We start from the raw sequence: 13,894 nt of genomic DNA, 5'->3' as shown, positions 1-13,894 counted from the left end.
TCGAAGTTAAGCGGTCGGTTCTTAGATATCCTCCAATATGGTGCCTTATCTTCCATTTAACTGTCCTCATCACTTCGAACACTCTTTTGGAAGCATAAAAAAGACCTGCAAATTTGCAGGTCAATTATTTATTAGATGGAACAATTATCGTCTGTGCACACACCAGCATCACCAGAACCAAAATTCTGGAACTTCGGCTGCTCGTTTTCTTCCTTCCATACTTGATTCAAGGCACCGACGAATGTTTCCATCGGCTGTGCACCAGAGATGGTGTACTTATTATTGAAAATGAAGAAAGGAACACCTGTGATACCATACTGCTGCGCCAGCTGTTCATCTGCTCTTACCTCATCCAGATGTAACGTCTCATTTTCCAGGATCTCTCCTGCTTCGTTGCGATCCAAGCCAGAAGCTTCCGCTATATCAAGCAGCGTTTCTCTCTCACTGAGATTCTTGGATTCCGTGAAGTACGCATAAAGAAGATGCTCGGTGATCGCTTTTTCCTTGCCTTTTGTTTCGGCAAATTTAGCCAACCGATGCGCATGCAATGTATTCGTCGGCTTCATCTCATCAAAATTGAATGTAAGACCAACTTCGGCTGCGTGCTGACCGATTTGCATGTTGTTCACCTTTGCTTGCCCGATTGTCATGCCATACTTTTCAGCCAGTGCTTCATGGATGCCTTTTCCATTGTACACCCCAGCATTCGGATCAAGCTCAAAGCTTTTGAACACCATCTCCACACTGTCCTTATGCTCAAATTGTTCCAATGCAAGCTCCAGCTTCCGTTTGCCTATATAACAGAAAGGACAGACAAAATCTGACCATACTTCAATTTTCATCGTGACACCCCTTTTCACATTAAGATGATTTTAGCACAGACCCGTCATTCCACAAAAAACGATGCCTGCATCCATCAATGACATGTGCATGAGGACATCCATTATCCGCATAAAATATAGCGTTTTTACTTATTAAAGGAGCGATCAGCATGAATCAGCCTCAGCAAACGACCTACGTCAGCACTGTCGAACCGCATATTTATCAAACATTACAAGGAATCCGGAACAAACAGATCATTGTGGAAACCGTTCGCGGATCCGTCACAGGCAAATTGACAACTGTACGTCCGGATCATATTGTCGTCGAATCAGGTGGATCACCTTTCCACATTCGTACCGCGCAAATCGTTTGGGTCATTCCAAAAGGATAAGGAGGTAAAACTGATGTTCAAACGGGAAAACAGACTCGCAATTGAATTACCCGTCCCAGAGCACGGGGATCCAAACGCTGCGGCGGCGGTCCAAGAATTGCTAGGCGGCAAGTTCGGTGAAATGTCGACTTTGAATAACTATATGTATCAATCATTCAATTTTCGCAACAAGAAAAAACTAAAGCCTTTTTATGATTTAGTCGCAAGTATCACCGCAGAAGAATTCGGACATGTGGAGCTTGTGGCCAATACCATAAACCTTTTATCCCGCGGCAATACATTTTACACCGGAGATCCTGACGCCACACCCCTTCGCACCGGCCTGGACAGCCGCAATACATATCACTTCATCGCTACCGCACAAACTGCATTAGCCGGAGACTCCATGGGGCGTGCCTGGACTGGAGACAATGTCTTTTCCAGCGGGAATCTCGTACTGGATCTCCTGCATAACTTCTTTCTTGAATGCGGCGCCCGGACACATAAGATGCGCGTATATGAAATGACCGAACATGAAACAGCCCGGGAGATGATCGGCTATCTGCTTGTCCGCGGCGGTACACATGTACTGGCCTACGCTAAAGCGTTGGAAATTGCGACAGGAGTAGACGTCTCAAAAATGGTGCCTGTCCCTGATTTATCCAATACGAAATTCGACCATGCCCGAAAATTCGAGAATCAAGGGCTTGGCAATATCCTCTTCACATGGAACGACACGGGCGAATATGCAGACATCCGAAAAATCTGGAAAGGGAAGAACCCTGAAAACGGCAGTCAACTCGTCGTAAAACAAGGCGCACCATTGGGCGGACCAATCCCGGATTTGGAAGAACTGCCTGAGGAATTTGCCCCTGGTATCGACCGGGATGATTATGAACGGATTGCGAAAAGACTAATGGAAAATTTATAAGGAACTGCCACCATGCAGGGGAGGTACCTCTTTCCTGCATGGTATAAAATTCCCCTATAATCCATTTGACACAACTCCCTTCATAAATACACGATATAACCAATCTAAAGGACTATGGAATTCCCCTTTTCCTCTCAAAAATAGCTCTTCTATCACCAACCACCCCAGTAAAATCCAACTACATACTACATATTCAATAAAATGGTATTCGGTATGCTATGTTATAATCCGCTGGAATGCTATAAAAAGGGGCCTTATGATGAAAAAACTATTATTCTTCTTATTATCATGCATCTTATTGACGGCTTGCAATTCACATGAAAACGCAAATGAGGAAGGGGCTGCACAAAAAGAAGAAACAAATAACGAAACGACAGCAAATCAGTCCAGCCAAGATGTGCAGAAAGATGGACAGCAACGTTCCCCAAACCAAAACACTTCGAAAAACTCAAGGTCAAACACCAGCAAGGATCTGAGTGAAATTATCATTCCCACCATCACCATTCCGTCACCATTTGGAGAAGACGGAAATATCCGTTATACGCATGACTCCATGGAAGCGTTCAGAAATGAGTACGGAGACGAAAATGACATGATCCACTTCAACCTAGAGGAAGGACCTATCCGTTCTGTTAGCACCGGTGATAATATGAAAAACATCGTGAACTACGGCGATGCTTATATCAATATACTGGAGGCACAAGCTTTTGCATTGGAGAATGAGGCAGACATCCATGCTGCTTACGATCTTTTTATCTCCAACCCTCCCGAACAGTTGAAGGACCTTACTTCAGCTGATTACAGATCATGGGAAGAAGCAACGAATGTGGAAAAGGGAATTATGCAGATGGTATTTCTTATCGCTCCAGCTGTCGGAGACACTAAATATATAGTAGAAAACGACTTGTACGATGAGGAAGCTTTAGCAGCCTTACAGGAACAATTCGAGCGGATCGGATCTCCGAATGTATTGATACCAGCTCCCCAAACCGCGCTCGACCTGCAGCTTTATGATAATGCTATGATGGTGCAGACGCTTTGGGGAGAGCTCGGTCAATTCGAAGATCCCCAAACCAACAAAGAAGAATTTGCCGCATTGTATAAACAAGTGAATCAGGAAACGAATAATCTGCTTGTCCGGGTAAACTATACATTAAGTGAACCAATGGAATAATAATAGGCTGCCGTTATTCGGCAGCCCTTTTTATATCTCATATATCCACACACGCATCTCCCCAGCTTTTCGATTACACCATGCGTAATAAGGAATTGCCCGTAATTTGCAAGGCTCTAGTAGCGGCACTTCTGTCTGGTAAAGCTCTTCTGTTTCTGCCACTCTCCATCCTTTTGCCTCAAGCGCTACAACACCATTCAGCAGATCCTCTTCAAATGCTGCGGTGATATCGCTCTTTCGCGGAAGCCTCAAACCACCAAGGCTTTTACCATTATCCACTTCTTCCAGGCAGTAGACGACCGGTCCGCGCTGTAAAGCAACTTGCCCCTGATTCATTCCAATTTTGGAATTACTATGCACACGCATCACCGAAAGCGGCAGTTGCAATTCAATTCGATCGCCAGTTTCCCATATTCGATCCAACACAAGATAACCATTGACCAAATCACCAATTACAGCAGCTTCTCCATTCACGGAAGCTATCGCGCCCTGACACCAGCCAGGAATACGGAACGCCAGCTTGAATCGTCCTTTTCCTTCCACTGTAATCGAAATATTGCCATTCCACGGGTACTGGTGACGTTGTATCAGTTTAACTGCCTTATCACCAATCATCGCTTGCACACTGCCTGCCACATATAGATGTGTATACAATGCAGCCTCTGTTTGTGTATAGGCATAATCTTCAATGGATGCAATCAAACGTGCAAGATTCGGCGGGCAGCAGGCACACGCAAACCATTTTTGTCGTTCCTGTTTTACATGCTCCTGATCCTTACGCCCGGCTTGGTACGCATTCACCTCTAGCGGATTCACATAGAAAAAACGCTTCCCATCCAAATCCATACCACTGATCGTCCCATTGTAAAGTGCCCGTTCGAGCACATCGGCATATTTCCTATCAGGTGAAAGCAACAGCATCTGCTTCGCCCAGAAAACCAGTCCGACAGATGCACATGTTTCACAATACATACTGTCATTGGGAAGATCATACGCATCTGTAAACGCCTCTCCGTTGACAGCCGATCCCAAGCCTCCGGTTACATACATCTTCCGATTGGTTACATCCTCCCATAAAGTATCGCACACCGCATGCAGCTCGGTATCATTGGTCCGCCGGGCAAGATACGCCATCGCTGCATACAAATACATCGCCCGTACAGCATGACCGACCGCTTCCTGCTGTTGGCGAACTGGCAGATGCGCCTGCATATACGCATAGCCAAGCCCAAAATTCGTATGCTCATCATTCCATGTTGGCGGAGCATGAAAAGATTTTCGCTGTTCTTTCTCCATGTCAAAATAATGAGGATCCTGACCGCGCTGCTCAATGAAATATACCGCAAGCTCCAGATGCTCGCGTTTTCCCGTTGCATCAAATAGCCGCAGCAGTGCCAGCTCGATTTCCGGATGCCCCGGATATCCTTGTAGCTTTTCATTCTCCACTCCAAATGTTTTCCGGATCAGTTCCACATAGCTCTCCACGATATCCAGGAACGCACGCTTGCCTGTCGTTTCATAATAAGCAACTGCCGCTTCAATCATATGGCCGGCACAATACAGTTCATGATTATCCCGCAAGTTCGTCCAACGATTATCAGGCTCCACGAGCATGTAATAGGTGTTCAAATATCCGTCTTCAGCTTGCGCTCTGCCCATTATCGAAATGACATCATCCGCCGCAGCTTCCAAGTCTGGATCTTTGAAGCTGCGTAAGCTGTAAGCTACCGTTTCCAGCCATTTCGCTACATCACTATCCTGAAAAACCGTGCCATAATAATCACCAGCTGCTTCACCAGCTGCTATGCGGAAATTTTCAATGGCATGGCTTGGGGCAGTGTCCGGCAGCTGATCATTCAACGCCTTCCACTGATAAGGAATGACTTGTTCAGCGACGAGCTTCTTATAATTCAACCAGAAAGCATCTTCTATCGTTACTTTTGGATGCATTTGCACATTTGGAAATCCCATCTTCCCACCCCTATGTTAAGCGTTTTCAAATGGTAGCTTAACATCTAAAATAGAAGTGATATAGTATCAGATTCAACTTCGATTTACACTATTTCACCCAAAAGGTGGCGACACAGAAATGGAGACATCCTACTTATCATTCGCGGTTCCGCCCCTGCCCTATTTTGCGGAAGGAAACAGCACGACATTCCGCAAAGGACAACAGCACCCAGCACGAAGAAACCTCGGTTTCTTCGATATCATCCTCGTCCAGGAGGGTGCTTTATATATCGGGGAAGAAGCATTGCAATGGAACGTTTCCGCCGGCGAGGCATTGATCCTTGAGCCGGCAAAATTCCATTACCCGACAGCTCGCTGTACAGCTGATACCACATTTTATTGGCTGCATATGCAAAGTCCATCAACTTGGAGGGAACAGACTGTTTGCTCCCCTATTTCATCTGATGAAACCATACCTTCACTGCATTATCACACAGCAAATGGCACGATCCACCTGCCGAAATATCAGCAGATAGCCTATCCGCCAGTTTTGTTTGATGCAGTGGATAACCTGCTGCAATCAACTATCCAGCCACGCTCCTTTGCTTTTTGGGAAACACAGCAATTATTCATGCAAGTGCTGCAGCATCTATCATATAACCCGGTACCGCAGCAAGCCTCGTTACAATTAGCTGAACGTATCGAAATATACATCAAGCAGCACTACAATCAACGGATCACAAACAGCACCTTGGCCAAGCATTTCCATGTACACGAGAATTATATGGCCAGATGCATGAAACAAATCTATCATTGCACGCCACTCGCCTACTTGGCAGCTTATCGGTTGCATCAAGCCCGCCTGCTGCTTATAACCACCGACTGGTCACTGCAGCACATTGCCGAAGAAGTCGGTTTTACAAGGCAAAGCTACTTCTCGAAAAGCTTCAAAGCGAAATTCGGCATCTCACCGAGTGAGTACAGAATACGGGTGCAGTAAAACCTAGCTAACTTGTCTGCAGGTGCGCTATAATGCAGATAACAAATACACAGCTAGGCAGTGATAGGCATGACTGAAAAAAATACGGCATCCGAGATAGAAAACATCATGAGTTCCATCCTTGGTATCCAGCAGAAATCAAGGGCATTCATCAACCTGCTGACAGAAGGCGAGGCACTCTCTGAGAACCATTTACTTCTCCTGCTCCAACTGAAGCTTACAGACGGCATGAAGGTCACTGCCATCTCCGATCTTTTTCACATTACACCGGGAGCAGCCACTTCCATGTGTGACAAAATGGAGCAAATGGGGCTTGTGGAACGAAAACGGGAAGCAAAAGACCGAAGAGTTGTAACGATGATACTGACCGCAGCAGGTAGAGCCAAAGTGGAACATCTTTTCCTGAAATTCCAGTCTGAAAAACTGCAGGATATCGCTTCCATCCTTACAGAAGTGAACACTTTATTAAAAAAGATCATTGTATGAAAAAAAATCTCCTAACAGGGGATTTTTTTTTGCGCCTATTGACAGGACAGCACATATTATACTTTAATTATAATATATTTTAATTATTAAAACATATTATAATTAAAGTATAATCAAGACCAAGAAAGCCCTGGGGCCATATCACAAACAGTTGCAGCAAGGCTCAATGATTCATTTCACATGGAAGGCAGTCCACAAAATGACAAGGAGATGAAACAGATGAAGTATCCTAAATCACTTCGTTTATTGTTATTGTCACCAGCAATTCTTGTGTTGTCCATTCTTTATGGTGGATTTATCACCGTCATCGCCCTTGCCTTATTGGCTGGCATTTTGAACACATTTGGTTTCGAGCAATTCCAAATGTTCATCTGGCATAACATGGAACTACCTGCTACATGGAGTATCCCTTTTGCGATTGTCGTGTCTGCCTTGCTTGCTTATCTGACCATGCACGTAAAACGTGCCTTATCCTATCTTCTGAGTCTGGTGAAATAAAAATGGTCTACAACTATTTTTCCTTCCCAATGTTTACAACAAATACGATACCTTCTAACACTAATGACATGTCCAAAACACACGGAAACCAACAGCTATCCCAGCAAAATAACGCAACCAATGATAAAGCAGAAGGAAAAGAAATAATCACTGAACAAAAAAGGAGCGACTAAATCGCTCCTTCAAGAAAACAATTACCGGTTCTCCCATTAAGCCTTCGTTAATTTCCCGTGCAAGACTAACCTTCCATCTTCGGGATCTTGTAATGCATTGCATGTCGATAAGGTAATGATGTTATCCTTCTCTGTCACTTGAATATCTATCGGTATTTTTGATTTTTCTTTTATTACATCTACAAAGTCCAGGTATTCTTCATCAGTAGAAAAATCAGTTTCAATATAATTAAAATCCGTAGTCGTGACATATACTGAAAAAATTTCTACTTTATAGCTTTCAGCAATTGTGTCAAATTGAAATTCTTTATTTTTGGAAAAGAAATCTTCATCTAAAAATCTATCCAGCTGCCCAAACATCGAACCATCTTTCATCTGATGGCCGTAAATAATCGTTTGTCTATCCAGTGAGTCTGCTTGATTTCGAAAATCCATAAAGATACTGCCCGACTTGGATTTGTCCTCTTTATAATTCCGATTCAAATAATGGCGGTTATCAGAACTCTGTAATATGGGATAGTCTATTTTTGTATTCTCAATTGTTAACCAGCCTACTATATTGGAATTTATATGTAAGAGACTTTGGAATTGCGGGCGAACTGGGTTTTCCGAAGTTACCGTATTGCTTATCTGAATATTATCTTTATACTGCTCTTGGATTTCCTTCATGACTCGTTCACTTTGGACATATTCAAAACCGATCTCCCCTAATTTTATGAGGGAAAATAAAAACACAGCTAAACATGTTAGGAGAACCATCTTTTGAATCCAACTCATTTTCTTGTTTTCCTTTTTCATCATGCTTTATCCGTACCTTTATGCGAAAGTATTGTCCTTCATAAAAATGAGATGCGCCCCAGAAGCTGGTGACAACCGCTTGCCTTTTCACTGCATGGGGCACATGGACAGATTCAGGTTATCTGCTTTTGAATTTCCTTTTCCAGATTACGATGGCAGCGGCAATGGCAGATGCCGCCAATAATCCAACATACAAGATTATATTTGTGTCATCTCCCGTTTTAGGGTTTTCCACTATCTCTCCATCACCCTTGCCTGATGTCACCGGCTTTACGGAGTTATTCCTTTCTTTATTCGTATCTTCCAATTTAACCGGAGTTTTTTTGTCTTCCGTTTCGGTAGTTGAATCACTTGGATTTTCCTCATCTGTTTCTGTTGGTTCTGCTGCCGAAGCGTCATCGTCTTTTGGTTCCTTGTTATTATCTCCTGTTTCCGTTGGTGGTGCCGCTGGAGAATTGCTTTCTTCATTCTCTTGGGCATCGCTGTCTACAACATATAATGCATTTGCACCATAGGAAACTACGTAATTTTCCGGAAGACCTGTAATCTCCACTGCAGAAAAAGCGCTCTTATCAGCTAGTGCATCATAGGAGATGATCGGCGATTCTGGCTCAGGAATAAAACCATCCGTAAAGTTCAGCTTTAATGTCCCGCCAAATGATGCTTCACCATTAATATCAAATACGTCTTCCTTATTTCCGATCGTCAGCTCAAGGGTACCTGCTTCCGACTGCGTAAAGTCACTACCGATCGTTACGACGCTTGATACATTCTCCGTCAGAGTACCTTCGGTGTTTACAACTTCCCCTTCACCAAAAGCAGTTTCCGAACTCGCGGCTAAAGTGCCTCCTTCCAACAGCGTGCCGCCGGAATACGTATTATTTCCAGATAGCGTTAAGGAACCTGTACCTGATTTAGTCAATTTTCCGGAGCCGCCGATAGCATTTTTCCAAGTGTCCGCTTCATGGAATCCACCTCTGGAAGCGTCCATTGTCACCGTTACATCTTTCTCAAATGCTTCATAACCGCCTGCAGCTGCAAATAAGTTCAACCTTCCCCAGCCTTCTGTATCATCCAATACAGGATATCCAGACGGCAAGCCTGTTGTATATAATATCCAGCGACGCTCTGTGTCATCCAAGTACGGGAAACGTGTCTCAAGCAGAACTTCGGCACCTTTTGGTACGACCATCGGCTTGGTAGTGTCGCCAATTTGCGCAAAACCATAAGTCAAACGCTCTGTATAATTCTTTTTATTCGTTTCATAGTCACTGTAATCATCTCCGGACGTACCTTCCTGGGTAAGCAGCACTTCATGCGCTTGCGTATATGCTGCTTCTTTCACACTTTTGTTTGCCGGATCATTCAAAGCAGACGCTGCCACAGCTGTTGCCATGACTCTTCCACCGATTACATCCAGCGGGGAATGCATGCCGGCCACGATTCTGCTGTGTCCCATTTCGGAAGCTCTTGTCATCAGTTCTTCATAACGCTCGGGAACCGCATAAGCAAATCCATAGGACGCAAGATAAGCTGCATTTGTATGCCCGCTCGGGAACCCGCCATCACTGCTTGGATCTTCTTTGATTCTCGGGACAAGTGTAGGTATGACACTAACCTCTTCACTCCAGCGAAACGGACGTTTATAGCCATAATAAGCTTTCGCATTGGAAGTTGAAGCTCCGCTATTGCGAATTGTATCAATTAGTCCCACCATGCTTCCGAGACTTGAATCCTGATCAGCCCAGACACCATTATTATTGCTTCCATCATCGTAACCAACACTCGTCGCATCTTCTGGAATCTCATCCGCAATGGTCGTCCCAGCGTTAGCACCAGCAATGAAATTATCAGCATGAGGACCGAGTCCGGCAATAGCGCTGTAATTTTGATGACGGCGATCAACTAAATAAGCCATTTTTGCTTCTTCATCTGTGCGATTTTCTGTGATGGAGATCGACTTCGCTATGTTCTGATTATGTATATCGGCATTTAACACGGTGCCATTATCCCATGAAGTTCCAGGTTCCCAAATGTCATGAAACTTGGAAAGCACACCGATTGAGGGATTTGTTTCAGGGGTCATGTTGGCCTTGTCATTTTTTGCATAGTTATCGACATAATAGCCATAAGCTGCTTCTTGCGGAGCAATCGCAGACTCATCAAGATTGTTCGCCGCAAGAACCGAACCAGTGCCTTGGAAACAAAAGAATCCGGCCAGTAATAAGACGGGTATTGGGGACTTTCTTCTTTTCAGCTTATTTTCATTACAGCTATTCAACACGCAGTCACTCCTCATCATTAATACTACAAATTCTAATGAAGATTTGTGACAGTAGTTTTATATTTTTGATAAGATATTGTATTTTTTGACACAATATAATAGATTTCAGCTTAATTTTTACGACAAGGGACCAAAAATGGAACCAGTCGGGATATAAAAAAACTGTATCACACAGGCTCGCTCCTTCCGGAAAACAGTGCAGTCAGGACTACCAGCCAACAACAAACTAATCCAAGCCAAGACAAGGGGGTTAGCTCCTCGCCGACTAAAATTACGCCCAATACGGCAGCTTGCTGATCCAATCGCGATTGGATCAGCATCTGATGGAGCGAATGCCTGTGCCGTTTTAACGATCGTCTTACCTCTCCCTTTTGCATCCTTTTTCTAACATGCCTGAAATTTTCATATTGGGAGATTATCCGACATGAAATTTGCATCCAAGGGATGATACAGCCAACTATCTTTTACTCGAGCGCAGAAAAAGGATAATGACCTCGGCGATTAATAAATTCACCACGATAGAACCATAAACTCCGATGGTATAACTCATTGTATAAGTAAAACCAAACTTAAATAAAACAGAAGATAGCAAATGAATGAACATATTTGTAAAACAGAACATATAACTTCGAATCATCCAATGTTGATGCTTGTCCAGCCTCCCTTTCCTGGCATGTACAATGGCAACCACAGTCATGATCGGCCAAAACAGATTCACCATATTGAATGGAACACTGACCAACTTTCCTCCCGTTGCGTAAGGCGCTAGGTACCCTGACGTCAAAGACACAAGCAAGACCGATATCACATACACATAACCATTAATGCGATGGAAATTCCGCTTATGCCAAGCCAATCCCCTCGAAAAATTCACTGCTCCGCTCAGCGTAGCCAAACAAGCTACGAATACATGCACATACATGACATCCAGCCATACCGGTAAACGGAAGGATTCACGTAGATCCACCTTCTGTTCGAGGAAGAATGAAGCACGGTAATCCAATATGTAATTATCAGCAAAGGTATATAGAATATATAGACCAATAAAAATAAGCAATAACCGATAGAAAAGCGTCTTAGAAAACAATTTGCCACCTCCCACCCTATTATACTGACACAAGCTGCTGAGAAGAAATTCGAAAGTAATAAAGGGTACGCCAGAACGATGTGCTCCCTTCAAAAGTCAGGAAATATCGCATCCTAGGTGCGGACTCTTCTATCATTGCTTATTACACAAGGAAGGCAAACTTACGGTTTTTATTTAATCAATTGGCTTATACAAAAAGCACCCCTTAACTAGTAGGGGTGCTTTCCGATTTATTTTGCTTTCTTTACCAATTTCACGGCATCCTTGGATATATAGAACTTGCCGCCACTTTGGACCGTTACACTATCAAGCTCATATTCCCGATCATTTACAATAACGATGTTCTTGTTCACAGGGAATTCCGCTTTTTTGCGTCCTTTGTCCACTACCAGCACAGGATTGGCTGCATCGGAAGAATCAATGCTCACTTCTCCCCATTTGCCGAAGGCTTCTTCTGCTTCTATAAACATGTTCTTGCTGAGCTTATCCAGCTTGAAGCCCATCGCATCCGCCACACTATGGGCGATATCCGTGTTCTCGATCATGCCGGATGGTTTACCTGGTCCATAGGAGTAAAGGAACAGATCCTCTCCCGTATGTCCGCCAGTCGTGAATCCTAGATTAGCCCGCTGTGCCAACAGATCAACCAATGCGCCTTCCAGATCCTCCGATTCATTGATTGCTTTCTTCTCTTCCTCAGTAGGATTTGTAATACCATATAGTTCTGCCACTTCCAATCTATTGGAGCCATCCTCATTTAATTGGGACATAGCGCCTTCAAGCGTCATTTTTGCTTCTTTCAGCGGATCCACATAAGCGGAGACAGGTGTAGATGGATAGCTGCTGTCTGTATTTTCATTACCGATGGAAATTCCGCTGTTGCCATGGTCAGAAACAGCGATGACCATCGTATGCTTATCCTTCTTGGCAAAATCCAGCGCTTCTTTCACCGCATCATCGAATGACAGCGTGTCGCTGATCATGCCGACAGGATCATTCGCATGTGCTGCCCAGTCCGGCTTACTTCCTTCTACCATTAGGAAGAAACCATCTTTATCTTTAGACAATGTTTGAATACTTTTCTTCGTCATTTCTGCCAGTGTTGGTTCTTCCGGCTGCGTCACTTCCCGGTCCATATCATAAGCGAGTGCAGCTGGTGCAAAAGAGCCCCAGATTTTTTTCGATTTGGAATCAAGCAAATCATCCCGATTTTCGACAAAATCATAACCCTTATCATCAATCACGTCAAGCAAGTTCTCTCCATCTTCCCTATTGCCATTCTCAAGCGAATCCTTCCCGCCGCCCAGGACAACATCGATATTCTGATAGACTTGCTGTTCAGCGATGTTATCATACTGCTGGCGATGCTCCGCATGGGAAGAGAAGGCAGCAGGTGTCGCGTGCTGAATCTCGGATGTGGAAATAAGACCAGTCGCTTTGCCGTTCAACTTAGCTCCTTCCAGCACGTTCGTCACTGGACGATATGGGTCATCGGCAAGATCTTCATCCACTCCCGGTGAAGCAATCTTTTCTGGAAGGACACCGACAAATTTATCATTCGTTTTATTTCCGGTTGCCATCGCTGTACCGGCAGGCGCGGAATCTGTAACTGCAGACTCAGCAGAGTATGTCCGCACACCGCCTGATGCCATTTGGTCCATCGCCAAATCCTCACCCTTGTACCATCTGGAAAGCGTTGTAGTTGTCGAGCTTACTCCATCCTTAACAAGGACGATGACATTCTTCACTTTCGGATCCTTCTTCGCCTCAGCCTCATCCCGATCAAGGCTCGTCAAACCAAGTGAACCAACTGCAAGCGTACTAGCCAATGTCACACCAATTAATTTTTTACTCAGCCTCATTTCACATTCCTCCATTTCATCCATTTTAAAAAACAGCTGCCAATTCATAAAAAAGTTAATAGAATCAGGTCGTGTACGAAGGTAATTTTATAGGGTGATTGTTAATAGGATGTTAATACTCTATTAATCTATCGTTAATTAATATTTTGGTTAACTTGGAAGAAAAAGGGCTTTGGTGGAGTAACAAATACTATAATACTAGGCGTTTTTAACTGCTTGCATATAAGGTTTCCATATGGATCATTCCTAAATAATTGACTGCACAGTCATCTTGCGTCCATCGAACAAAGATAGTATAAAATACCCACTTTATACTCAGCAGCTTATACTTAGTACTATGTACCCTAAGCAAAATCCTTATAGTTATCCCTTGAATCTTTCTAAGTTCATTCGCCTATTTAGTAAAGTTCTATGAATCCTGCAAAAAAACCTCCCTTTTTCAGGAAGCTTTTCGATTTA

The 13,894-nt window shown here is 43.9% G+C and carries 12 protein-coding genes; 6 read left to right on the top strand and 6 right to left on the bottom strand.

Translation table 11 applies throughout. The features are described from left to right. Positions 1–131: 131 nt before the first annotated feature. Positions 132–842, bottom strand: a complete 711-nt coding sequence (locus tag AB1K91_RS02140) for a DsbA family oxidoreductase (RefSeq protein ID WP_413087705.1) — start codon at positions 840–842, stop codon at positions 132–134. A gap of 149 nt (positions 843–991) precedes the next feature. Between AB1K91_RS02140 and AB1K91_RS02135 the strand changes: the two genes are divergently transcribed. The 3 genes from AB1K91_RS02135 (at position 992) to AB1K91_RS02125 (ending at position 3,297) form a co-directional block, all read left to right on the top strand. Beyond that, entirely contained in the window at positions 992–1,213 is a 222-nt protein-coding gene (locus AB1K91_RS02135; RefSeq protein WP_413087703.1) for a YuzF family protein, read from the top strand. Between the two features lie 13 nt (positions 1,214–1,226). Beyond that, entirely contained in the window at positions 1,227–2,123 is an 897-nt protein-coding gene (locus AB1K91_RS02130; RefSeq protein ID WP_413087701.1) for a manganese catalase family protein, read from the top strand. Positions 2,124–2,379: 256 nt separating this feature from the next. Then, positions 2,380–3,297 carry a putative periplasmic lipoprotein gene (locus AB1K91_RS02125; protein ID WP_413087699.1) on the top strand — a complete coding sequence of 306 codons (918 nt, stop codon included), beginning with the start codon at positions 2,380–2,382 and terminating at the stop codon, positions 3,295–3,297. Positions 3,298–3,327: 30 nt separating this feature from the next. Here AB1K91_RS02125 and AB1K91_RS02120 read toward each other — a convergent pair whose 3' ends face one another. After that, positions 3,328–5,268 carry a glycoside hydrolase family 127 protein gene (locus AB1K91_RS02120; RefSeq protein WP_413087697.1) on the bottom strand — a complete coding sequence of 647 codons (1,941 nt, stop codon included), beginning with the start codon at positions 5,266–5,268 and terminating at the stop codon, positions 3,328–3,330. Between the two features lie 118 nt (positions 5,269–5,386). Here AB1K91_RS02120 and AB1K91_RS02115 point away from each other — a divergent pair, with 118 nt between their 5' ends. From AB1K91_RS02115 to AB1K91_RS02105, 3 genes are all read left to right on the top strand, one after another. Next, complete coding sequence (locus AB1K91_RS02115; RefSeq protein ID WP_413087696.1) at positions 5,387–6,247, top strand: helix-turn-helix transcriptional regulator; 861 nt, start codon at positions 5,387–5,389, stop codon at positions 6,245–6,247. A gap of 69 nt (positions 6,248–6,316) precedes the next feature. Beyond that, the gene (locus tag AB1K91_RS02110; protein WP_413087694.1) at positions 6,317–6,733 is read left to right on the top strand and encodes a MarR family winged helix-turn-helix transcriptional regulator; all 417 of its coding nucleotides are present in this window, start codon (positions 6,317–6,319) and stop codon (positions 6,731–6,733) included. A gap of 219 nt (positions 6,734–6,952) precedes the next feature. Continuing rightward, positions 6,953–7,231, top strand: a complete 279-nt coding sequence (locus AB1K91_RS02105; RefSeq protein ID WP_413087692.1) for a hypothetical protein — start codon at positions 6,953–6,955, stop codon at positions 7,229–7,231. A gap of 209 nt (positions 7,232–7,440) precedes the next feature. Here AB1K91_RS02105 and srtB read toward each other — a convergent pair whose 3' ends face one another. The 4 genes from srtB to AB1K91_RS02085 form a co-directional block, all read right to left on the bottom strand. After that, a complete protein-coding gene (gene srtB, locus AB1K91_RS02100) occupies positions 7,441–8,181 on the bottom strand; it encodes a class B sortase (protein WP_413087690.1) in 741 nt (246 codons plus the stop codon). A gap of 139 nt (positions 8,182–8,320) precedes the next feature. After that, on the bottom strand, positions 8,321–10,483 hold the full coding sequence (locus AB1K91_RS02095; RefSeq protein WP_413087689.1) for an acid phosphatase: 2,163 nt from the start codon (positions 10,481–10,483) through the stop codon (positions 8,321–8,323). Between the two features lie 460 nt (positions 10,484–10,943). Then, positions 10,944–11,573 carry a DUF2306 domain-containing protein gene (locus AB1K91_RS02090; RefSeq protein ID WP_413087687.1) on the bottom strand — a complete coding sequence of 210 codons (630 nt, stop codon included), beginning with the start codon at positions 11,571–11,573 and terminating at the stop codon, positions 10,944–10,946. Positions 11,574–11,803: 230 nt separating this feature from the next. Next, a complete protein-coding gene (locus AB1K91_RS02085) occupies positions 11,804–13,435 on the bottom strand; it encodes an alkaline phosphatase (protein ID WP_413087686.1) in 1,632 nt (543 codons plus the stop codon). Positions 13,436–13,894: the final 459 nt, after the last annotated feature.

This window comes from Terribacillus jepli (assembly GCF_047228925.1).
GTDB lineage: Bacteria > Bacillota > Bacilli > Bacillales > Amphibacillaceae > Terribacillus.
Note: the sequence above shows the minus strand (reverse complement) of the source record. Positions and strands in the feature narration are given on the sequence as shown.